The organism is Streptomyces boncukensis, from assembly GCF_011045075.1.
Taxonomy (GTDB): Bacteria; Actinomycetota; Actinomycetes; order Streptomycetales; family Streptomycetaceae; genus Streptomyces; species Streptomyces boncukensis.
On the sequence record NZ_JAAKZZ010000088.1, the window covers coordinates 1 to 20,300 of the forward strand.

Genomic DNA, 20,300 nt, shown 5'->3' on the forward strand with positions numbered 1-20,300 from the left:
GGACGGGACTGGGGACGGCACGGCGCCGCGGCTGCTGCCGGACGACGACGAGGGCGGGCCCGTGCTCGGCGTGCTGCCCACCGCGCGCTGGCCGCGCCACCAGGTGCCGCTGGGCCGTTCCTGGAGCCTGATGCTGTACACCGACGGGCTGGTCGAGGGCCGCGTCGGCCCCGAAGGCAGCGGGCGGGAGCGGCTCGGGCAGTCCGGGATGCTGGGCATCGTCGCGCGCCGGATGGCCGAGGGGGTGCGGGGCGAGGCGCTGCTGGACGCTCTGGTGGACGATGTGCGCACGCTCAACGGCGGTGAGCTCACCGACGATGTCGCCGTGCTGCTCCTCGATCGCGACGAGCGGCGGTCAGCGGGGCGGCTCCGCCGCCGGGCCCGCAAGGGCGCGGGCACGGGGACGGGTGCGGGGACGGTTCGCCGGGCCCGTGCGCGCGGGCGGTAGCGGCTTGCGCGCGGCTGTTCGTTCCTTGCTGACTTGCTGACGCGTCGCAGCCCGCGGGCCCTCAGCGGCCGTTGAAGGGGCCGTACGGGCCGTCGCTGCTGCTTCCGCCGCGGCGGCCGCCGCCGCCCATCACCTGCTTGAGCGCGGGGCGGACGTCGACGATGTAGACGATGCTGGCGATCAGGCCGACGATGGTGAGCAGCATGCCGAGTCCGGGAATCGGCAGCAGATTGACGACGACCGCCAGCCCGAGGACGATCAGCCAGAACTGCTTGGTCTGCTTGTCAGTGGCGCGGTACGCGTCCTCGCGCCGGATCGCGGCATCGACGAAGGCGAACACCGCGAGGCCGAGCACCGCGAGCGTGATCAGCCAAAGCAGTGTGCCGAAGCCCTCCATCAGCATGGTGCTCTCACTCCCGGTCCTGTGGTGTCGGGCGCTCCCGTCGCCGCCACCGTACCCCAGTACGGGTCGGATAAGCGGCGGATAAGCCGGGCATGGGGACGCTGCCCGGCCGAATCCTGGTTCACGCCTGAGACTTCGGGGCGGACTTCCGGGTCGTCGTGGCCTTGCGGGCTGTGCCGGTCTTCTTCGCGGCCCCGGACTTGGCCTTCGCCCCGCCCGTGCCCTTGCCCTCGGCCTTGCTCTCGGCGTTCTCGGCGTTCTCCCCGGACTTGTCCTCGACCGGGTTCTCCGTGACGGTGTCCTTCGGGCCGTCCGCGCTCTCGTGCGGCGGCTCGTGCGGCGGTTCGGCGACCTTCACCGGCTGGCGCTCGACCGTCACCTGGAGCGACTCGTCCGGTTCCGGGCCGTGGTCCTCGCCGCGCCAGTTCCGGACGGCCTCGCGGCCCCGCACGCTGAGCTCGTCATAGGTCTCGCGGGCCCGGACCGCGTACTCGGCGGCGAGGCCGACGCTCTGCAGCGCCAGATGCTGGGCCTGCTCCCGCAGCTTCTTGATGTCCGTGTCGATCTCGCCCAGGGCCTCGGTGACCTTGGCCTGGGTCTCCTTGGCCTGCTGGGCGACCCTGTCCTGCACCGCGCGCGGGTCGGTGTCCCGTGCCGCGGCGATCCGCTGCGGCGCCTCCTCGCGGATCTTGTCGATGACGCCGGCCGCGAAGTAGAGCGGCGTCGGGTCGGTGAGGGTCTTGCGCAGGTCGTTCGCGCTGGGCATGACGGTGTGCCTCCGTACGTACGGGCGGTTATCGGTGCTGCCTCTGCTCCGGCCCCGGTGCGGGGCCGTTCTCCTTGCGGAAGGACTCGTAGATCTGGAGCAGCGCCTGCTTCTGCTGCTCGGTGATCGACGGGTCGGCCATGATCGCGGCGGGGACCTGCAGCAGGTCGTCGCGGTCCCGCTCGTCGAGGATTCCGGCCTGGACGTAGAGCGTCTCCGCCGAGATCCGCAGCGCCTTGGCGAGCTGCTGCAGGATCTCCGCGCTCGGCTTCCGCAGACCCCGCTCGATCTGGCTCAGATACGGGTTGGACACCCCGGCGGCGTCCGCGAGCTGGCGCAGGGACAGCTTGGCGTTCCGCCGCTGCTCGCGCAGGAACGCCCCGAGATCGCCCACATGGAGAGAGGCCATGCCCCCAGCGTGCACCCGACTGCTAGCTTTTGCAAGCAGCCTGCTTGCAACTGTTCTCGGGTGCGGGCGTCACGGCGCATAGCCCCGCAGCAGGATCGCGATCGTGTCGTCCAGCTCCTGTTGGACCTGCTCGGCGTCGATCGCACGGCTCGCCGCGAAGGCGGCGAAGCCCTGCAGCATGGCGATGATCGGCACCTTCATCCGCTCCACCGGGCCCTCGCGCACCTCCCCGCTGCGCTGCCCGTGCCGGACCAGGTCCGTGAGCACGTCCGACAGCCGCTGGGTGGCCGCGACCAGCTCCTCCGTCGCGGCGGGGTCGTGCTTGCTTGAGTACGCCAGCTCCAGCAGGGCCGTGTGGTCCCGGGCGAAGCGCACATAGGCGTACGCCGTCGCGGTCAGCCGGTCGGCGAAGGTGTCCCCGGCCCCGGCCAGCGCTCCGTTCAGCGTGGCCACGATGCGGTTGAAGCCGTCCAGCGCCAGCGCGTCGAGCAGCGCCTGCTTGGTCTTGAAGTGGTGCCGGGGCGCGCCGGGGCTGACCCCGGCCTCGCGGGCCAGCTCCCGCAGCGACAGCGCGTCGGGCCCCTTCCGCCGCAGCGTCTCCTCGGCTCGTTCGAGCAGGGCGGCGCGGAGCTCTCCGTGGTGGTAAGGGCCGGTCTTCATGGTCCTACCCTACCCGGATGTAATCAGTGCATAGATTCTGTTCATTGACTAGATTCTGGGCAGTGCATAGATTGCAGTCGCGCCATTCCGCGTCCCTCCGAAGGAGGCTCACCGTGGCCCCGCCTGTCCACAGCGAGATCACCCTGACCGTCAACGGCGAGGAGCACACGCTCCTCGTCGACCACCGCACCACCCTGCTCGACGCGCTGCGCGAGCGGCTCGACCTCACCGGCACCAAGAAGGGCTGCGACCAGGGCCAGTGCGGCGCCTGCACGGTGCTGCTCGACGGCCGCAGGGCCGTGTCCTGCCTGCAGCTCGCGGTGGCCGCCGAGGGCCGCACCGTCACCACCGTCGAAGGACTGGCCGACGGCGATCGGCTGCATCCGGTGCAGCAGGCGTTCCTCGACCTGGACGGCTTCCAGTGCGGCTACTGCACGCCGGGGCAGATCTGCTCGGCCGTCGCCGTGATCGAGGAGCATGCGGCGGGCTGGCCGAGCGCCGTCACCGCCGACGTCCGCCCGGAGGCCGGTCCGCCGGAGCTGACCGCCGAGGAGATCCGGGAGCGGATGAGCGGCAATCTGTGCCGCTGCGGCGCCCATGTCCAGATCGTCCGGTCCGTCGCGCGGGCCGCCGGAGCCGAGGAGGCCGCCGTATGAGGGAGTTCGGCTACGAGCGCGCCGCGGACGTCGAGGGCGCGCTGGCGCTGCTCGGCACCGACCCCGAGGCGCGCTACCTCGCCGGCGGCACCAACCTCGTGGATCTGATGAAGACCGGGGTGGCCCGGCCCGTGCGGCTGGTCGACATCCGGGAGCTGCCTCTCGACCGGATCGAGGTGACGGAAGCGGGGGGCCTGCGCATCGGAGCCACCGTCACCAACAGCGATCTCGCGGCGCACCCCGAGGTGCGCAGCCGCTACCCGGCGCTGGCCCAGGCCGTGCTGGCCGGCGCGTCGGGCCAGCTGCGCACCATGGCCACCGTCGGCGGCAATCTGCTCCAGCGCACCCGCTGCGCCTACTTCACCGACGGGGCGGGGCCGTGCAACAAGCGGCTGCCCGGCAGCGGCTGCCCCGCGATCGAGGGCGAGCACCGCAACCACGCCGTCCTCGGCGCCTCCGGGCACTGCGTGGCCACCCACCCCTCGGACATGGCCGTCGCGCTCGCCGCCTTCGACGCCGTGGTGTCGTACGCGACCGCCGACGGGCCCGGCGAGCTGCCGCTCGCGGAGCTCTACCCGCCGGTGGGCGACACCCCGCAGGTGGAGACCGCGCTGCCGCCGGGCGCCCTGATCACCGGCGTCACCCTGCCGCCCGCGCCCGTCGCCGCCCGCTCCCGCTACCGCAAGGTACGCGAACGCGCGTCCTACGCCTTCGCGATCGGCTCCGCCGCCGCGGCGCTCGACGTCCAGGGCGGGGTCGTACGGGAAGTGCGGCTCGCCCTCGGCGCCGTCGCCTCCCGGCCCTGGCGCGCGCGGGCGGCCGAGCGGGCGCTGACCGGCGGCCCGGCGACCGAGGAGGCGTGCACCGCCGCCGCGGACGCCGAGCTGGCCGCCGCGCGGCCGCTGCCCGGCAACGCGTACAAGGTGCCGCTGATGCGCAACCTCGTCGTCGCCCTGCTGACCGAACTCGCCGAGGAGGCCCCCCGATGACACCAGCGACCACGACAGAGCACACCGCCGCCGGTACGGCGCACCGCCGCGTCGAGGGCCGCGACAAGGTGACCGGCGCTGCCCGCTACGCGGCGGAGATCCCCCTCGCCGGGCTCGCGCACGGCTGGCTGGTGGGGTCCACCGTCGCGCGCGGGCGCGTCCGCTCGGTGGAGACGGCCCCGGTGCTCGCCATGCCGGGCGTGCTCACCGTCCTGCACCACGGGAACACCGCGCGCGTCACCACCGACTACGTCACCGTTCTGGGCACCTCGCCGGACCCCACCGCGGCCGTCTTCCAGCACGACCAGGTGCAGCACATGGGCTGGCCGGTGGCGCTCGTCGTCGCCGAGACCCCCGAACAGGCCAGGGAGGGCGCCGAGGCGCTGGTGGTGCACTACGACGAGGAGCCGCACGACACCGCGTTCTCCGGCGACCGCGCGGACGCGTACCCGCTGGACTCCATGGGGCAGCCGGCGGTGACGGACAAGGGGGAGACGGAGGCGGAACTCGCCGCGTCCGCCGTCGTCGTGGACGCCTGCTACACCACGCCGGAGAACCACCACAACGCGATGGAGCCGCACGCCGCCACGGTCCGCTGGGACGGCGGCCGGCTCGACGTCATCGACTCCAACCAGAGCGCCGCCTGGATCCAGAGCGAGCTCGCGAACATGTTCTCGCTCGACCCGCAGTCGGTGCGGGTGCGGTCCGAGCACGTCGGCGGGGCCTTCGGCGGCAAGGGGGTGCGGGCGCACCAGGTGGCCGCCGCGCTCGCCGCCAGGGCGCTCGGCCGGCCGGTCCGGGTGGCCATGACCCGGCGCCAGATGTTCGCGCTCATCGGCTACCGGAGCCCCACGGCACAGCGGATCAGGCTCGGAGCCGACGCCGACGGCCGGCTGCGCGCGCTGCAGCACGACTCCCTGAACCAGACGTCGACCGTGCACGAGCACGTCGAGGCCAGCGCCGGCGTCTCCCGGGTGGGGTACGACGCCGCCGCGCACCGCACGGCCCAGCGGGTCGTACGGCTCGACGTGCCGACGCCCACCTGGATGCGCGCGCCCGGCGAGGCACCGGGGTCGTTCGCGCTGGAGTCGGCGATGGACGAGCTCGCCGCGGAGTGCGGCATCGACCCGATCGAGCTGCGGATGCGCAACGAGCCCGAGCGCGGCCCGGTCTCCGGGCTGCCGTTCGGCAGCCGCAGGCTGCCCGACTGCTTCCGCGAGGGCGCCCGCAGGTTCGGCTGGGCGGACCGCGACCCGCGGCCCGGCGTGCGCCGCGACGGCCGCCGGCTGCTCGGCACCGGCACGGCCGCTGCCTCCTTCCTGGCGATGGCCATGCCGGCCACCGCCGCCGTGACCGCGGAGGCGGACGGCACCTTCACCGTGCGGATCGGCGCGGCCGACGTCGGGACCGGGGCGCGGACCGCGCTCACCCTGATCGCCGCCGAGGCCCTGCGGACCGCACCGGACCGGGTCCGGATGCGGATCGGTGACAGCGACTTCGGGCCCGCGTGGGGCGCCGCCGGCTCGATGGGCACCCGCTCCTGGGCCTGGGCGATCACGGACGCGGTCGCCGCGCTGCGCGAGCGGCTCGCCGGGGGCGCCGGGATCCCGCCGGAGGGCGTCACCGCGCGCTCCGACACCTCCGGGTCCGTCTTCGGCCTGGCGCCCAGGGAACGCCGCGCCTACGGGGCGCAGTTCGCCGAGGTCGCCGTGGACCCCGGCACCGGGGAGGTACGGGTGCGGCGGCTGCTCGGCATCTTCGCGGCGGGCCGGATCGTCAACCCGCTCACCGCGCGCAGCCAGCTCACCGGCGGCATGATCTGGGGCATCTCCATGGCCCTGCACGAGGAGGCGGTCCGCGACCCGGTCTCCGGCGGCCACGTCGGCGCCGACCTCGCGGGCTACCACGTCGCGGCCCACGCCGACATCCCCGCCGTCGAGGCGGACTGGGTGGACGACCCCGACCCCGAGGACCCGGTCGGCATCAAGGGCGTCGGCGAGATCGGCGTCGTGGGCGTCGCGGCGGCCGTCGCCAACGCGGTCTGGCACGCGACGGGCGTGCGCCACCGCCACCTGCCCCTTCGGCCCGACCGCGTCCTGACGGCTCCCCCTGCGGCCTGAGCGACTCCTCCGGCCCGCAGTCCCTGACGGGCGAGCTCCGCAGGACACGCACGGGCGTGGCAAAATCGCCGGGTGCAGATCGGGATGCTCGGCCCCTTCGAGGTGCGCACGGACGACGGCGACCTGGTCGACGTGGCGGGCGCGCGGCTGCGCGGACTGCTGGCGGCGCTCGCGCTCGCACCGGGCCGCACGGTCCCCAAGGCGTCGCTCGTCGACTGGATCTGGGGGGAGCACCCGCCGGCCGACGCGTCGAACGCCCTGCAGCGCCTGGTCTCCCGGCTGCGCAAGGCGCTGCCGGAGGGGGCGGTCGAGGGCCGTACGGACGGCTACCGGCTGGCGGTGCAGCCCGGCGCCGTCGACGCGGTGCGCTTCGAACACCTCCTCGGCGCGGGAGGGCCCCGCGCCGAGGACGCGTCCCGGCCCGCGCGGCTGCGGCTGCTGCGCGAGGCCCTCGGACTGTGGCGCGGTGCGGCCCTGCAGGACGTCGGGCTGCCCGGCAGCGCCGCATGCGGCGCCGCGGCCGCCCGGCTGGAGGGGCTGCGCCTGACGGCCACCGAGGAGCGGTTCGACGCGGAGATCGCCCTCGGGCTCGGCGCGGAGGCGGTCGCCGAGCTGACCGATCTGGTGGCCGCGCACCCGCTGCGGGAGCGGCTCGTCGGCGCGCTGATGCGCGCCCTCGTCGCGGCCGGCCGCGACAGCGAGGCGCTGCAGGCGTACCAGCGCGCACGGGAGGCGCTGGCCGAGGCGCTGGGCGTCGACCCCTCGCCGGAGCTGGCCGCGCTCCATGTCGCGCTGCTGCGGGGCGAGCTGGGGCGCGCGGAGCCGGAACCGCGGGGCGGGGGCGACGCGGGCCGCGGAACCAATCTGCGCGCGGAGCTGACCTCCTTCGTCGGCAGGGACGCGGATGTCGCGGCGGTCCACGGGCTCGTCGCCGGGCACCGGCTCACCACCGTGATCGGGCCGGGCGGCGCGGGGAAGACCCGGCTGGCCACGGAGACCGCGCGCACGCTGCTGGGCGAGCTGCCGGACGGGGCCTGGCTGGTGGAGCTCGCCTCCGTGGGCCCGGACGGCGGCGTGGCCGATGTGGCGCAGGCGGCGTTCGCCGGGCTGGGCCTGCGGGACGCGCTGCTCGGCGAGGCCCCGCACGCGGAGCCGGTGGACCGGCTGGTCGCGGCGGTCCGCGAGCGGGAGGCGCTGCTGGTCCTGGACAACTGCGAGCACGTCGTCGAGTCCGCCGCGGTGTTCGCCCACCGGGTGCTCGGGGAGTGCCGGCGGCTGCGGATCCTGGCCACGAGCCGGGAGCCGCTCGGCATCACCGGCGAGGCGCTGTGGCCCCTCGAACCGCTGGCCCTGCCGGAGGGGGACGCGAGCTCCGCCGAGATCGAGTCCGCGCCCGCCGTCCGGCTGCTGCGGGACCGGGCCGGGGCCGTGCGCCGGGACCTCGCGGCCGACGCCGGCACGCTGGCGACGATGGGTCGGGTGTGCCGGGCCCTGGACGGGATGCCGCTGGCGATCGAACTGGCCGCTGCCCGGCTGCGCACCATGTCCGTCGACCAGCTCGCGGTCCGGCTCGACGACCGGTTCCGCCTGCTGACCGGCGGTAGCCGGACCGCGCTGCCGCGGCACAAGACGCTGCGCGCGGTGGTCGACTGGAGCTGGGAGCTGCTGTCCGACGCCGAACGCGCGGTGCTGCGCCGGCTCTCGGTGTTCTCCGGCGGCGCCGGGCTGGAGGCGGCCGAACGGGTCTGCGGCGCCGGTGCTGTCGACGGCGCCGGCGCCGGTGCCGGTGCCGTCGGGCAGGAGCAGGTGTTGGAGCTGCTCACCGCGCTGACCGAGAAGTCGCTGCTGCGTGCCGAGGGCGGCGGCGCCCCGCGCTACCGGATGACCGGCACGGTCCGGGAGTACGCCCGGCACCGGCTCGCGGAGGCGGCGGAAGAGGAGGACGTACGCCGCGCGCACCTGGCGTACTTCACCGAGCTGGCCGAGACCGCGGAGCCGCGGCTGCGCCGCGCCGGGCAACTGGAGTGGCTGGCCCGGCTCGGGGCCGAGCACGACAACATCGGCGCGGCGCTGCGCGGCGCGCTCGCCGCGGGCGAGGCGCCCGCGGCGCTGCGGCTCGCGGCGGGCGCGGGCTGGTACTGGTGGCTTAGCGGGCACCGGGCCGAGGGCCTGGAACTGCTCACAGCGGTGGCCGGGATGCCCGACGAGGCGGCCGGCGGGGTGACCGGCGGGGCGACCGACGAGGTCCGGGCCATGGTGTACGCGCTGATCTCGATGTTCGTGACCTCCGGGCGGGCCGACGAGCAGCACGCAGCGGAGTGGATCCACCAGGCGTACCGGCTCGGCCGGAGCGGGCGGAGCGGCCGCCGCCGCTACCCGATGCTGGGGCTGATCGACCCGCTGGAGCGGATGCTGCGGGAGCCCGACGCATCGCTGTCCGCTTTCGAACCGCTGCTCGACCACGAGGACCCGTGGGTGCGGGCGCTGGCCCGGTTGCACCTGGGCAAGGCGCGGAACTGGCAGGGCCGGGGCGGCCGGGAGGCGGAGGCGTATCTGGAGCGCGCTGTGGCCGAGTTCCAGGAGCTCGGCGAGCGGTACGGAATCGCGTTCGCGCTGACCGAGCTGGCGGAGCTGATCGCCGTGCGCGGCGAGTTCGCCGCCGCGTGCGAGCACTACGAGCGGGCGGCCGCCGCCGTCACCGAGGTCGGTGCCACCGAGGACGTCATCCGGATGCGGTCGCGGCAGGCGCAGCTCTGCCGGCTGCTGGGCGACCAGGACGCCGCCGCTGCCGCGCTGGCCGAGGCGGAGCGGCGCGCCGAGCGGGTCACCTGGCCGGACGCGCTGGCCGAACTGGCCCTCGTGAAGGCGGGCTTCGCCCGGGGGGACGGCGACGCCGAGGAGGCGCACCGCCAGCTCGGCATCGCGACGTCGGTGCTCGGCACCGGGGCGCAGCAGGCGCACATCCGCGCGGTGGTGCACGACCTGCTCGGCTATCTCGCCGACGACCTCGGTGAGGCGCGGGCGCACCGCTCGGTGGCCTGCGAGACGGCGCGGGAGGCGGGGCACCCGCCGCTGATCGCCCATGTGCTCGTCGGGGTGGCGGACCTGGCGCTGCGCCGCGGCGAGCACGAGCAGGCCGCGCGGCTGCTCGCGGCGAGCGCCGAGGTGCGCGGGCGGCGGGACCGGGCCAACCCGGACGCGGTCCGGATCGAGCAGGCCGTGCGGCGCAGCCTCGGCGACGCGCGGTTCGCCGAGGCCACGGGGGAGGGGGCGCGGGCCGGGTGGTCCGAGCTGGCCGAGGTCACGCTCGCTTCCGGAACGTGGCCACCGCCCACAGATATCCGGCGAGCGTGAGTCCGACGCACCAGGCGAGGGCCGCGAGCGCGTCGCCGCCCGAGGGGCTGCCCTCCAGCAGCCCGCGCAGCGTCTCGATGATCGGGGTGAAGGGCTGGTACTCCGCGAACTGCCGCACGCCCGCCCCCATCGTGTCCGAGGGCACGAACGCGCTGCTCAGAAACGGCAGCATGATCAGCGGCACGGTGGCCAGCCCCGCCGACTCCGGGGTCTTCGCGGCCAGGCCGACGGCGATCGTCAGCCAGCTGGCGCCGAAGGTGAGCAGGACGAGGAGACCGAGCACGCCGAGCCAGTGCAGGGCGCCGGCGTCCGGGTCGAAGCCCATCGCGAAGGCCACCCCGAGGACGGCCGCACAGGACACCAGGCAGCGCACCGTGGTGACGACGACCTGCCCGGCCAGCACGGCACCGCGGGAGATGTCCATGACCTTGAACCGGTTGATGACGCCCTTCGCCATATCGCTGTTCACGGCCGCCGAGGTGGCCCCCAGCCCGTAGCTGACGGCCATCACGAGCAGCCCCGGCGTCGCGTAGTCGATGTAGTCGTCGCCGACGCTGAACGCGCCGCCGAACACCTTGACGAACATCAGCATGATCACGATGGGGAACAGGACCGAGTTGAACACCGTGACCGGGTCCCGCAGGCTGTGCTTCAGATTGCGGCGCAACATGATCGCCGAGTCGGTCAGTGCCGTCGAGACGCTGCTCACGGTTCGATCGCCTCCTTCGCCCTGCCCGTCCGTTCGGTCTGTTCGGTGAGGATGAGGAAGACGTCGTCCAGGTCGGGGGTGTGCACGGTCACCCCGTCCGCCTCGACGCCGACCGAGTCCAGCCAGTCGAGGAGGGAGCGCAGCTCGCGCTGGCTGCCGTCGCTGGGGATCCGCAGCGCGAGCTCCGCGTCGTCCGCGGTGGCCTCGCGCAGCGCGGCGGCGGCGGAGCGGTAGGCGGCCGGGTCGGTGAACCGCAGCCGCACATGGCCGCCCGGGATGAGCCGCTTGAGCTCGTCGGCGCTTCCCTGCGCCGCGACCGTGCCGCCGTTCAGCACGGCGATCCGGTCGGACAGTTCGTCGGCCTCCTCCAGATACTGGGTGGTGAGGAAGACGGTGGTGCCCTCGGCCACCAGTTCGCGCACGATGTCGTGCACCGTGCGCCTGCTGCGCGGGTCCAGGCCCGTCGTCGGCTCGTCCAGGAAGATGATCCGCGGGGCGCCGACCAGCGTCATCGCCAGGTCCAGCTTCCGGCGCATCCCGCCGGAGTACGTCGAGACCAGCGCGTCCGCCGGCTCGACCAGGTCGAACCGCTCCAGCAGCCGGGCGACCAGCTTCCCGCTGCCGCGCACGCGCCCTAGGTCCGCCATCATCCGCAGGTTCTCGCGGCCCGTGAGCAGCTCGTCCACCGCGGCGAACTGGCCGGTCACGCCGATGGCCGCGCGTACCTGCCGGGTCCCGGTCACCACGTCGTGCCCGGCGACGCGCACCGTGCCCGCGTCGGCCCGCAGCAGCGTCGTGAGGATGTTCACCGTCGTGGTCTTGCCCGCTCCGTTCGGGCCGAGCAGGGAGAAGACCGTTCCGGGGGGAACCGTGAGGTCGATGCCGCCGAGTACGGCCCTGCCGCCGTACGCCTTGCGCAGTCCTGAGACTTCAATCGCCGAACTTTCCATGCCCCCACGGTCCGGGCCGGTTCTGACATCCGGCTGCCACGCCCCTGACACGGGCTCCGCGGCAGCGGCGGAGCAGATGCAACAGCGCAGATATATCGGCGCAGATATAACAGCGCAGATATAACAGCGCTGATGTATTAGCGCTGTTATATTAGCGCTGTGACATCTTCCGACCCCACGACCGTGCCCGACCCCTGGGCGTCGCTGCACCAGCTGCTGACCGATCTGGACGCCGAGATCGAGGAGGTCTACGCCGCGCGCGGCATCCAGGGGGTGCGGCCGCGGTTCGCCTATCCGCTGATCCGGCTCGCCCACACCGGCCCGCTGACCATCCGCGAGCTCGCCCGGTCGCTGCGGCGCTCGCACTCCGCGATCAGCCAGACGGTCGCGGCGCTGCGCACCGAGGGCCTGGTCACCTCCGAGCCCGGTCCCGACGCGCGGACCCGGCGGATCGACCTGACCGAGCGCGGCCGGGCGCTGGTGCCGTTCCTGGAAGCCGAGTGGCGCGCCACCCACGCGGCCGTCGCCGAGCTGGACGCCGAGGTCCCCCACGCGCTGACCGCCGCGGTCGGCGAGGTGCGGCGGGCGCTGGAGCGCCGGTCCATGCGGCAGCGGATCGGCGACCATCTCGTCGAACCGCCGGGATGAGGGCGCACATCCGGTTCCTCGACACCCGCCCGCTGCGTGGCAGCCGTCCGTTCCGCCATCTGTGGATCGGCTCCGCCGCCGCCCAGTTCGGCGGCCAGATAGCCAAGGTCGCGGTGCTGGCCCAGGTCTGGGACCTGACCGGCAGCCCGGTGGGCACCGGCGCCATCGGGCTCGCCACGGGGCTGCCGATGCTGCTGTTCGGGCTGGTCGGCGGCGCGCTGGCGGACGCCGTCGACCGCCGCACGGTGGTGCGGGCCTCGGTGGCCGGCCAGCTGCTGGCCGCCGCGGGGCTGTACGCGCAGGCGCTGGCGGACAACCGGAGCGTCGCTGTGCTGCTCGCCCTGGTCGCAGCGGAGGCCGGCTGCGCCGCGCTCGGCTCGCCGGCGCGCCGCACCCTCCCGGTCCGGCTGCTGCCGGCCGACCAGGTCGCGGCCGGGCTCGCGCTGACCAACCTCTCCTTCCAGGTGGCGATGCTGGCGGGGCCCGCGCTGGCCGGCCTGGTCATCGCCCGCTGGGGGCTGCCCGTCGGCTACGCCGCGCAGGCCGCGGCCGTCGCGGTCGCGGGGCTCGCGGTGCTGCGCCTCCCGGCCGTACGCCCCGAGGGCACCGGCGCGGCGCGTGTACGCCGGCCGGAGCGCGGCGGCTGGCGGATCGTCCTGCGCCGCCCGACGCTGTGGGGTTCGCTGGCCACCGATCTGTCCGCGACGCTCCTCGCCATGCCGATCGCCCTGTTCCCGCTGGTCAACGAGGCCCGCTTCGACGGCAACCCGCGGACCCTCGGCCTGTTCCTCTCGGCCGTCGCGGTCGGGGGGATCGTGGCCGGGCTGTTCTCCGGCACGGTGACGCGGTGGCGCCGCGGCGGTCCGGTGCAAGTGGCCGCGGCCGCCGTGTGGGGCCTGGCGCTCGCCGGTTTCGGGCTGGCGGGAACGGTAGGGGCGGCGCTCGGCTGCCTGGCCGTGGCCGGTGCCGCCGACACCGTCTCGGTGGTCACCCGCAGCGCCCTGGTCCAGTGGGAGACCCCGGACGCGTACCGGGGGCGGGTCTCCTCCGTCGAACACGTCATCGGCGTCGCGGGCCCCGAGCTCGGCAACTTCCGGGGCGGCCTGCTGGCATCGGCGACGTCCGCGTCCGTCTCCCTGGTCACCGGGGGCCTGTCCGCGGCGCTGCTCGTCGCCTGCATAGCCGTGGTCAACCCTCCCCTCCGCGCGTACCGCACACCGGGTTCCGGATAGGGCTGGTCCGGCGGCGGGGTGGTCGGCACCCGTCCGGGCGGCTCGCGGGGGTCCGGACACCGCGAGCCGTGCGGACGGGTTGCCGCCTGGGCCCTGTCGAGATCTTCGCGGCTCGCAACACCCCAGTCAATCCTGGGGATTGCTACGCAAGGCCAAGCTGTGCCTTGGAGTTTCCTGCTACCGTGGAGCGTATGACTCTGGACGACCTGCGGGTGCTGGTGGCCGTATGCCGGGCCGGAAGCCTCAGCGCCGTGGCCCGCGAGCTGGACTGCACGCAGTCCGCGGTGAGCCAGCACGTCAAGCGGCTGGAGCGGGAGACCGGGGTGAGCCTGCTGGAGCGCCAGCCGCGCGGCGTGGCGCCCACCGCGGCGGGGCGGATCCTCGGCGACGCCGCCGCCGACGGGATCGCCGGGCTCGACCTCGCGCTGCGCCGCCTGGGGGACCTGGTCAACGGCGAGAGCGGCGCCGTACGGATCACGACGGGCGGCACGACCGTACGGCACTTCATGGCCGAGGCCGTCGTCGCGTTCCGCCGCCGCTACCCCAAGGTGAGCCTGGAGTTCCGGACCACGCACTCCAGCCAGGGCTGCTTCGACGCCCTCACCGCCAGCAACCTGGACCTGGCCTGGATCACCATCGGCGGCCCCGTACGCGGCATCGAACAGCGGCCCGTCGTCGAGCTGCCCTGGGTGCTCGCCGTCCACGCCGACGACCCGCTGGCGTCCCGTACCCGTATCGAGGCGGCCGACCTCGCGGACATCCGGCTGCTGCGGCTCCCCCGGAACTCCACCTCGGGCGCCCGGCTCGACGCCGCCTTCGCCGCACTCGGCGTCCGGGTGAGCTCCGACACCGGCGTCGCCGACTGGGACACCGCGCTGCTGCTCGCCGAACTCGGCCTCGGCCACGCCGTCGTCCCCGAGCTCCCCGGCGGGCCGCCGTCCGGCGCGCACGGCCCGCTGCGCCTGGTCCCCGTCCCCGCGCTGCCGCCGCTCCCGGTCGGCTGGGCCGTACGCCGCTGGGACGCGCTGCCGCCGCTCGCCCGCGCCTTCGCCGACACGGTCGCGCGCAGCTGCGCCGGAGGGGGCCCCGATGCGGATCGGTGAACTGGCCGCGCGGACGGGCGCGAGCAGACGGTCCCTGCGCTACTACGAGCAGCAGGGGCTGCTGGAGGCCGAGCGCACGGGCGAGGGCTGGCGGTCCTACGGCGAGAGCGCCGTCAACCGCGTGCTGAACGTCCGCCAGCTGATCGGTGCCGGGCTGACGGTCGAGGACATCCGGCAGGTGGCGCCCTGCCTCGATATGAAGACGCGGGACTTCCTGAGCTGCCGCAACAGCCCCGCGAGCGTCCTGGAGATGTACGAGGGACGGCTGGCCGCCGTGGAGGCCAGGGCGGCGGAGCTGGAGCGGTACCGCGCCGCGCTCGCGGAGCGCATCGCCCTGCTGCGTTCCGGGCAGCCCGAGGGGGAGCTCGGCGAGGTGCTGCGGCGCGCGCAGAAGTGACCCCCGCGCCCTCCCCGCTCCCCTCTCGTCGATCCCCGCGGCTTGAAGGTGACACCGGTGTCAGTACCTAGCGTCCCGGCACATGACTACCGGAACGACTACGGGATCCGCGGGCCCCACCGCGCGGAAGCCGGCCGCCCGAGGGCTGCCCGGCTGGGTGTTCGTGCTGTTCGTGACGCTGCTGGCGACCGCCACGGACGAGTTCGTCATCGCGGGCGTCCTGCCGTCCGTCGCCGACGACCTGGGCGTGAGCGTCTCGGCGGCCGGGCAGCTGGTGACGGTCTTCGCCGTCGTGTACGCGCTCGGGGCGCCGACCCTGGCCGCGGTGTGCGAGCGGTTCCCCAAGCGGGAGCTGATGGCGGCGGCGCTGCTGGTCTTCGTCGCCGCGAACGTCGCCGCGGCCCTCGCGCCCGGCTACGGGTTCCTGCTGGCCGCCCGGATCCTCGCGGCGCTGGCGGCGGCCGTGGTGACGTCGGCGGCGTTCGCCACCGTGGCGGCCGCGGCGCCGGAGGGGCAGAGCGGCCGGTATCTGGGCGTGGTGACAGCGGGCATGACCACCGCGCTGTTCACCGGGGTCCCGGTCGGCTCCTGGCTCGGCGGGGCGCTGGACTGGCGGGCCACGTTCTGGCTGATCGCCGGGGTGGGCGCGGTGGCGGCGCTGGGGCTGCTGGCCACCGCACCCGCGCTCGCGGGCAGCGCCCCCGCGCCCCTGCGGGAGCGGCTGGCGCCGCTGCGGAACGGGCGCGTACTCCGGCTGGTGGCGGTCACCTTCCTGGCGGCCGGCGGCGGACTGATGTTCTACACCTATCTGGGCGTGTACGCCGCCGAGGTGGCCCCGGACACCCCGGGGCTGCTCTCCGCGCTGCTGTTCGTCGTCGGCGTGACGGGGCTCGCGGGGGCGCTGCTGGCGGGCCGGCTGACGGACGCCCGGGGGCCGCGGCGCGGGCTGCGGCTGGTGATCGGCGGCCACGCCGTGCTGCTGGCGCTGGCGGCGGCGCTCGCCTTCGGCCCGCTGGACGGCGCGGCGGCGCTGGTGGCCCTGGTGGCGGTCACCGGCTGCTGGTCCGTGTTCGCGTGGGGCCTCAACCCGCCGGTGCAGGGCAGCGTGCTGGCCGCCGCCGGGCCCGCCGCGGGGATGACCGCGCTCGCCCTGAACATCTCCGCGCTGTACCTCGGGACGGGTGTGGCCGCGGCCCTGGGCGGCGCGGTGCTCGGCGCCGCCGACGCGCGCGCGGTGCCGGTGGTGGGCGCCGCGCTGCTGACGCTCTCGTTCCTGCTGACCCCCGGGAGAGAGCGGCGATAGAGCGCGCCGGGCGTCGCGACGTCGCGGAGGTCCATCAGATGCGTCCCCTAGCGGGACATATCCGCCGGGGCCGCGTCCAGGACGGTGTCGAGGAGGGACCGCGAGGTGCGGAGGGCCTCGATCTCCCGCGACATCCGCTCCCGCTCGCCACGCAGCCGGCCCACCAGCTCCGGACAGGTGGGGGCCAGCCGCCCCTCGTCCTCGCGGACGCACGGCAGCACCTGCGCGATGACGGAGGTCGACAGCCCGGCCGTCAGCAGGCTGCGGATCCGGCGCACCGTCTCCACATCCGCCTCGGCGTACTCACGGTATCCGCTGGGCAGCCGCTCGGGGGTGAGCAGGCCCTGCTCCTCGTAGTAGCGCAGCATCCGCTCGTGTACGCCGGTGCGGCGCACCATCTCCTTCATCCGCAACGGGACCACCCTCTCCTCCCGCGGCTTGACTCTGACACCGGTGTCGGAGTCTAACGTCCAGGGCATGGCTTATGACCAGGCAGTTCTCACGGATGACCAGGCAGTTCTCACGGGCGACCAGTACGCCCTCGACGTACGGACCTACGGCGACAGCGGCCCCGCGCTGCTGCTCGCGCACGGCGCGGGCGGCGGCATCGACGGCAACTTCGGCCTCGTCACCCACGCGCTGGCCCGGGACCACGCCGTGGTCGGTCCGCACTACCCGGGAGCCGGTGCGACCCCCCGCGCCACCGCGCCGCTCGTGCTCGACACCCTGGTGGACAGCCTCGTGGCCGCCGCCGTCGAGCGCGGGCACGAGCGGTTCGCGGTGCTCGGCGAGTCGCTGGGCAGCGCGGTCGCCGTACGGGCGGCCACCCGGCATCCGGAGCGGGTGACGGCGCTCGTGCTGACCGCCGGATTCGCCGTCGCGGACCCTGTGCTCGACGGTGCGGCGCGGCTGCTGGCCACGCTCGGGGCGGCGGGCGAGCGGGACGCGATGGCCCGCCTCGCCACCCTGGGCTGCCTGTCCGAGGAGCAGTTCCGCACGCTGTCCCCGGGGGATCTGGAGGCCGCCGTGGCGGGGGCGCGGGAGTCGATGCCGCCCGGGTTCCTGGACCACTTCGACCTCGTGCGCCGGGTGGACGTCCGCGGCGACCTGGCCCGGGTGCGGGTCCCCTCGCTGGTGGCTGTGCCGACGGGCGACCGGCTGGTGCTGCCGGACAGCGGGCGGCGGCTCGCCGCGGGCATCGACGGGGCCGCGGTCCTGGAGATTCCCGGGGGCGCGCACATCCTGTCCGCGCCGGACCGCGCGGTCTGGCTGGAGCGGGTACGGGAGTTCCTGGCGCACGCCGGATCGTGACCCCGGCCTCAGGCCGAGGCGTCCAGCTCGCTCAGGGTCGCCCGGAGCCAGCGCAGCTCCGCGCGGCTCGTCGCACGGGCGATGGCGAGCACTCCGCGCCGGAACGGGTCGTCCATCTCCTCGGCGCTCAGCGGGCGCTCGCCGCTCGCGTCGTAGTCGTAGAAGAAGCTGCTGGGCCGCTCCAGGAACGCCAGCCGGCGCCGCAGCACGGCCGCCTGCGCGTCCGGGTCGGCGAGGTGGCGCAGAAAGGCGAGCACCGTGAACCAGCGGTTCTCGTCGCTGACGTCCGCCAGGTTCTCCTCGCCCGCCTCGCGCAGCCTGCGGCGCAGCTCCGCGCGGCCGGCCCCGGTGAGCGTCAGGGTGTGCCGGGGCGCCGCCCTGCTGCCCGGCTCGGCCCGGCGCTCCAGCAGGGCTGCGCGCTCCAGGCGCTTGATCGCCGGATACAGCGTGCCGTCGGCGATGGGCCGCACATGGCCGGTCAGCTGCGCGACGCGGCGCCGCAGCTCGTAGCCGTGCAGCGGCTGCTCGTAGAGGAATCCCAGAATGGCCAGCTCCAACACGCTATACATCGTAGCCGATGTATAGTCTCGCCGAGGTATTCGGAGCGGCGGAGGGAGTCGGCATGCGAGAGGCCCGGGTGACGGGGGACGGCGCGCGGATCCGCTGAGTGGAACTGCCGGGCACCGGCACCGGAGCGGACGGGGCCCCGAGCGGGGACGCGGCGCCGCCGCGCGTCTATCTGCACGGGCTCGGCGCCTCCAGCGCCCCGTACTTCGCCAGCTGCGCGGCGCACTCCCGCCTGGCGGCGGGCGGCCGGGCGCTGCTGCTGGACCTGCTCGGCTTCGGCTACACCCTGGAGGAGCACGCGGACGCGGTCGCCGCCGCGCTGGAGGCGGCCGGCGTACGGGGCGCCGACGTCATCGCGCACAGCATGGGCGGCTCGGTGGCCCTGGTGCTCGCGGTGCGCCATCCCCGGCTGGTCGGGCGGCTCGTGCTGGTGGACGCCAACCTCGACCCCGTCGAGCCGGTGCGCGGCGCTTGGGGCAGCAGCGGTATCGCCGCCTGGACGGAGGAGGAGTTCCTGGCGGGCGGCTGGCGCGAGGCGCTGTACCGCAGCGCCGTCCTCCCCCAGCTACCGCTGGGAGGTGCCCCCATGGCGCGCGGCACCGTGCCCGCGCTGCCCTCCGCGCCCACCCTGCGCGCCCTGCTGCTGGACCTGCCGCTGCCCCGTACGTTCCTGCGGCCCGAGGCCGACGGGCCGGTGCGCGGCGAGGACGAGCTCACCGCGCGGGGCGTCGCCGTCGTGCCCGTACCCGGCTGCGGGCACAACAACATGCTGGACAACCCGGAGGGGTTCGTACGGGCCGTCGCCGAGGGGCTCAGGGACGTATCGGCGCCTGGAGATAGGGCAGCAGCATCTCCTCCTCGTCGTCCAGATGGGCCTCCAGCTCGGTGACGAGGCGGTCGACCTCCCCGACGAGCCGCCCGGCGCTCGGCCTGCCGCTGCTCAGGAGCTGCTGCAGCTCGTCCAGCAGGGCGGCCAGTTTCTCGTGCTGGCCGGTCAGCCGGTCGACGACCGGGGCGAGTTCGGGGTTCGCCTCGGCGAGCCCCGGGAACATCCGGCTGTCCTCGCCGGTGTGGTGGACGCGCAGCCCTTGGCAGAGGGTGAGGCAGTTGACGCGGAGCTGGGCGCCGAGGACGGGGCGGCCCGCTGCGGCACAGGCGGCGGCCTCGCCGCGGATGAGGGCGAGTTCGCGGCGGAACGCGCCGTGGATCCGCTGGAGGGCCTCGCCCCAGGTGGCGGCGTTCGGGTTCGGCGGTCCTGGGACCTCCTCCAGGGCGACGACGGGAATGACGCGGTCCGTCCTGGCCTGGTACTCGCCCCAGCCGGGGTCGGCCTCGGCGGCGCGCGCGAACAGCTCGTCGCGCTCCGCGCCGCGCACCACGGTGGCCTGCGCCTCGTAGGTGAAGACGCCGTCCTCGACGGTCGCCCGGGGGTGGGCCCGGAGGTTGTGGAACCAGTCCGGGTGGCGCGGCGACCCCGCGGCGGAGGCGATGACGAGGACACGTCCGGCGCCGTCCGGCAGATAGCCGACGGGGGTGGTGTGCCGGGCGCCCGTGCGGGCGCCGGTGGTGGTCAGGAGGAGGAGCCGGGCGTCGTCGAAGGGGCCGCCGACACGGCCCGCGTTGGCGCGGAACTCCTCGATGATCTGCTGGTTGAAGTCCTGGGGCATACGCTGCTTTCTCTGTCCGGAGGGGAGGTTGTTCCTGTCCGTGGTGGAGAAAGCAGGACGGCGGGCCTCTCGCCCGCCCGGCGGTCACGCCGTGCCCGGGTACCTCACTCGTGCGTGGCCCATGGCCGACCCGGTAGTCACGCCCGGCAGCGTATCCAGCGGCGAGCGGGCGCGGCAATGGCTCCCGCACGCACTCAGCCGGACCTCTCCTTCCCGCTGGACCACACGAGTCATGCACTGCGTGCTGGTGCACGCCATGGAGGGGGACCGCACCCAGGCGCAGCTCGCCGAGCTCGGTGACATGGACAAGACGACGTGCGGCGCCCTTCGCCGACGGACCGCAGAGCGCGGGTCGTCGCGGTGACCGGCGAGGGGCAGTGGGTCGCGCGGGAGAGCCAGCAGGTTGTGGACGGTGTGCACCGGGATGTGCTGGGGGCCCTTCCCGAGCGTGAACGGAAGGCGCTGCTGCGGGCGCTGCAGCGCGCGGAGTAGCCGGCGCGGGAGGGCGAGGACCGGGTGGCCGTCCGGATCCGCGCCGGCCGGTCTACGGCACGGCCCTCGACCTCCCCGCCGGGGACTAGGCCGGTTCCGGGGACGGGGACGGGGAC

21 protein-coding genes and 1 pseudogene are annotated in these 20,300 nt (G+C 74.8%); 13 read left to right on the forward strand and 9 right to left on the reverse strand.

Annotated features, from left to right (window positions below):
• Nucleotides 1–448 (forward strand): SpoIIE family protein phosphatase (locus tag G5C65_RS11440; RefSeq protein ID WP_165298654.1); only part of this gene is annotated, 448 nt, incomplete at its 5' end.
• A 61-nt stretch (nt 449–509) separates the two neighbouring features.
• Here G5C65_RS11440 and G5C65_RS11445 read toward each other — a convergent pair.
• The 4 genes from G5C65_RS11445 to G5C65_RS11460 all read right to left on the reverse strand — a co-directional run bounded on the left by G5C65_RS11445 (nt 510) and on the right by G5C65_RS11460 (nt 2,686).
• On the reverse strand, nt 510–851 hold the full coding sequence (locus G5C65_RS11445; protein WP_165298655.1) for a DUF2516 family protein: 342 nt from the start codon (nt 849–851) through the stop codon (nt 510–512).
• Nucleotides 852–972: 121 nt separating this feature from the next.
• Nucleotides 973–1,617 carry a hypothetical protein gene (locus G5C65_RS11450; protein WP_165298656.1) on the reverse strand — a complete coding sequence of 215 codons (645 nt, stop codon included), beginning with the start codon at nt 1,615–1,617 and terminating at the stop codon, nt 973–975.
• 28 nt (nt 1,618–1,645) lie between these two features.
• Entirely contained in the window at nt 1,646–2,026 is a 381-nt protein-coding gene (locus G5C65_RS11455) for a helix-turn-helix domain-containing protein (protein WP_165298657.1), read from the reverse strand.
• A 69-nt stretch (nt 2,027–2,095) separates the two neighbouring features.
• Nucleotides 2,096–2,686, reverse strand: a complete 591-nt coding sequence (locus tag G5C65_RS11460) for a TetR/AcrR family transcriptional regulator (protein ID WP_165298658.1) — start codon at nt 2,684–2,686, stop codon at nt 2,096–2,098.
• A 113-nt stretch (nt 2,687–2,799) separates the two neighbouring features.
• Between G5C65_RS11460 and G5C65_RS11465 the strand changes: the two genes are divergently transcribed.
• From G5C65_RS11465 to G5C65_RS11480, 4 genes are all read left to right on the forward strand, one after another.
• Nucleotides 2,800–3,342, forward strand: coding sequence for a 2Fe-2S iron-sulfur cluster-binding protein (locus G5C65_RS11465; protein ID WP_165298659.1), 543 nt, complete (start codon nt 2,800–2,802; stop codon nt 3,340–3,342).
• Nucleotides 3,339–4,331, forward strand: coding sequence for an FAD binding domain-containing protein (locus G5C65_RS11470; protein ID WP_165298660.1), 993 nt, complete (start codon nt 3,339–3,341; stop codon nt 4,329–4,331). Before G5C65_RS11465 ends, G5C65_RS11470 begins: the two co-directional genes overlap by 4 nt.
• Nucleotides 4,328–6,451, forward strand: a complete 2,124-nt coding sequence (locus tag G5C65_RS11475; protein ID WP_165298661.1) for a xanthine dehydrogenase family protein molybdopterin-binding subunit — start codon at nt 4,328–4,330, stop codon at nt 6,449–6,451. The genes G5C65_RS11470 and G5C65_RS11475 overlap by 4 nt, the downstream gene beginning before the upstream one ends.
• Nucleotides 6,452–6,523: 72 nt before the next feature.
• Nucleotides 6,524–9,805, forward strand: coding sequence for a BTAD domain-containing putative transcriptional regulator (locus G5C65_RS11480; protein ID WP_165298662.1), 3,282 nt, complete (start codon nt 6,524–6,526; stop codon nt 9,803–9,805).
• Here G5C65_RS11480 and G5C65_RS11485 read toward each other — a convergent pair.
• Together G5C65_RS11485 and G5C65_RS11490 are read right to left on the reverse strand one after the other, a co-directional pair.
• Nucleotides 9,753–10,514, reverse strand: a complete 762-nt coding sequence (locus G5C65_RS11485; protein ID WP_338146327.1) for an ABC transporter permease — start codon at nt 10,512–10,514, stop codon at nt 9,753–9,755. The two genes, G5C65_RS11480 and G5C65_RS11485, sit on opposite strands and share 53 nt — an antisense overlap.
• Complete coding sequence (locus tag G5C65_RS11490) at nt 10,511–11,464, reverse strand: ABC transporter ATP-binding protein (RefSeq protein WP_165298663.1); 954 nt, start codon at nt 11,462–11,464, stop codon at nt 10,511–10,513. The genes G5C65_RS11485 and G5C65_RS11490 overlap by 4 nt, the downstream gene beginning before the upstream one ends.
• Before the next feature lie 159 nt (nt 11,465–11,623).
• Between G5C65_RS11490 and G5C65_RS11495 the strand changes: the two genes are divergently transcribed.
• The 5 genes from G5C65_RS11495 to G5C65_RS11515 all read left to right on the forward strand — a co-directional run bounded on the left by G5C65_RS11495 (nt 11,624) and on the right by G5C65_RS11515 (nt 16,147).
• Nucleotides 11,624–12,112 (forward strand): MarR family transcriptional regulator, encoded by a 489-nt coding sequence (locus G5C65_RS11495; protein ID WP_165298664.1) that lies wholly within the window; start codon nt 11,624–11,626, stop codon nt 12,110–12,112.
• Nucleotides 12,109–13,344, forward strand: a complete 1,236-nt coding sequence (locus G5C65_RS11500; protein ID WP_165298665.1) for an MFS transporter — start codon at nt 12,109–12,111, stop codon at nt 13,342–13,344. Before G5C65_RS11495 ends, G5C65_RS11500 begins: the two co-directional genes overlap by 4 nt.
• Before the next feature lie 191 nt (nt 13,345–13,535).
• The gene (locus tag G5C65_RS11505) at nt 13,536–14,447 is read left to right on the forward strand and encodes a LysR family transcriptional regulator (protein WP_165298666.1); all 912 of its coding nucleotides are present in this window, start codon (nt 13,536–13,538) and stop codon (nt 14,445–14,447) included.
• The gene (locus G5C65_RS11510; protein WP_165298667.1) at nt 14,434–14,844 is read left to right on the forward strand and encodes a MerR family transcriptional regulator; all 411 of its coding nucleotides are present in this window, start codon (nt 14,434–14,436) and stop codon (nt 14,842–14,844) included. The genes G5C65_RS11505 and G5C65_RS11510 overlap by 14 nt, the downstream gene beginning before the upstream one ends.
• A gap of 82 nt (nt 14,845–14,926) precedes the next feature.
• Nucleotides 14,927–16,147: an MFS transporter gene (locus tag G5C65_RS11515; RefSeq protein WP_165298668.1), complete on the forward strand. Its 1,221-nt coding sequence runs from the start codon at nt 14,927–14,929 to the stop codon at nt 16,145–16,147.
• Nucleotides 16,148–16,194: 47 nt separating this feature from the next.
• Here the strand turns inward: G5C65_RS11515 and G5C65_RS11520 are convergent, their stop codons facing one another.
• Nucleotides 16,195–16,560: a MerR family transcriptional regulator gene (locus tag G5C65_RS11520; RefSeq protein WP_165298669.1), complete on the reverse strand. Its 366-nt coding sequence runs from the start codon at nt 16,558–16,560 to the stop codon at nt 16,195–16,197.
• Nucleotides 16,561–16,624: 64 nt separating this feature from the next.
• Between G5C65_RS11520 and G5C65_RS11525 the strand changes: the two genes are divergently transcribed.
• Nucleotides 16,625–17,458, forward strand: a complete 834-nt coding sequence (locus G5C65_RS11525; protein WP_165298670.1) for an alpha/beta fold hydrolase — start codon at nt 16,625–16,627, stop codon at nt 17,456–17,458.
• Between the two features lie 8 nt (nt 17,459–17,466).
• Here the strand turns inward: G5C65_RS11525 and G5C65_RS11530 are convergent, their stop codons facing one another.
• Complete coding sequence (locus G5C65_RS11530) at nt 17,467–18,018, reverse strand: PadR family transcriptional regulator (protein ID WP_338146328.1); 552 nt, start codon at nt 18,016–18,018, stop codon at nt 17,467–17,469.
• 107 nt (nt 18,019–18,125) lie between these two features.
• On the opposite strand from G5C65_RS11530, the gene G5C65_RS11535 reads away from it, so the two are divergent.
• Nucleotides 18,126–18,914, forward strand: a complete 789-nt coding sequence (locus G5C65_RS11535) for an alpha/beta fold hydrolase (RefSeq protein ID WP_338146329.1) — start codon at nt 18,126–18,128, stop codon at nt 18,912–18,914.
• Here the strand turns inward: G5C65_RS11535 and G5C65_RS11540 are convergent.
• Complete coding sequence (locus tag G5C65_RS11540; protein WP_165298672.1) at nt 18,838–19,692, reverse strand: nitroreductase/quinone reductase family protein; 855 nt, start codon at nt 19,690–19,692, stop codon at nt 18,838–18,840. The genes G5C65_RS11535 and G5C65_RS11540 overlap by 77 nt on opposite strands.
• 177 nt (nt 19,693–19,869) lie before the next feature.
• On the opposite strand from G5C65_RS11540, the pseudogene G5C65_RS11545 reads away from it, so the two are divergent.
• A pseudogene (locus G5C65_RS11545) lies at nt 19,870–20,175 on the forward strand (MarR family winged helix-turn-helix transcriptional regulator); the annotation flags it as partial.
• Nucleotides 20,176–20,300 lie beyond the last annotated feature (125 nt).

Bases quoted from the DNA above. Each gene is read 5' to 3' on its own strand.
- G5C65_RS11445 (WP_165298655.1), bottom strand. From the start codon at position 851: ATGCTGATGGAGGGCTTCGGCACACTGCTTTGGCTGATCACGCTCGCG.
- G5C65_RS11450 (WP_165298656.1), bottom strand. From the start codon at position 1,617: ATGCCCAGCGCGAACGACCTGCGCAAGACCCTCACCGACCCGACGCCG.
- G5C65_RS11455 (WP_165298657.1), bottom strand. From the start codon at position 2,026: ATGGCCTCTCTCCATGTGGGCGATCTCGGGGCGTTCCTGCGCGAGCAG.
- G5C65_RS11460 (WP_165298658.1), bottom strand. From the start codon at position 2,686: ATGAAGACCGGCCCTTACCACCACGGAGAGCTCCGCGCCGCCCTGCTC.
- G5C65_RS11470 (WP_165298660.1), top strand. From the start codon at position 3,339: ATGAGGGAGTTCGGCTACGAGCGCGCCGCGGACGTCGAGGGCGCGCTG.
- G5C65_RS11475 (WP_165298661.1), top strand. From the start codon at position 4,328: ATGACACCAGCGACCACGACAGAGCACACCGCCGCCGGTACGGCGCAC.
- G5C65_RS11490 (WP_165298663.1), bottom strand. From the start codon at position 11,464: ATGGAAAGTTCGGCGATTGAAGTCTCAGGACTGCGCAAGGCGTACGGC.
- G5C65_RS11500 (WP_165298665.1), top strand. From the start codon at position 12,109: ATGAGGGCGCACATCCGGTTCCTCGACACCCGCCCGCTGCGTGGCAGC.
- G5C65_RS11505 (WP_165298666.1), top strand. From the start codon at position 13,536: ATGACTCTGGACGACCTGCGGGTGCTGGTGGCCGTATGCCGGGCCGGA.
- G5C65_RS11510 (WP_165298667.1), top strand. From the start codon at position 14,434: ATGCGGATCGGTGAACTGGCCGCGCGGACGGGCGCGAGCAGACGGTCC.
- G5C65_RS11515 (WP_165298668.1), top strand. From the start codon at position 14,927: ATGACTACCGGAACGACTACGGGATCCGCGGGCCCCACCGCGCGGAAG.
- G5C65_RS11525 (WP_165298670.1), top strand. From the start codon at position 16,625: ATGGCTTATGACCAGGCAGTTCTCACGGATGACCAGGCAGTTCTCACG.
- G5C65_RS11540 (WP_165298672.1), bottom strand. From the start codon at position 19,692: ATGCCCCAGGACTTCAACCAGCAGATCATCGAGGAGTTCCGCGCCAAC.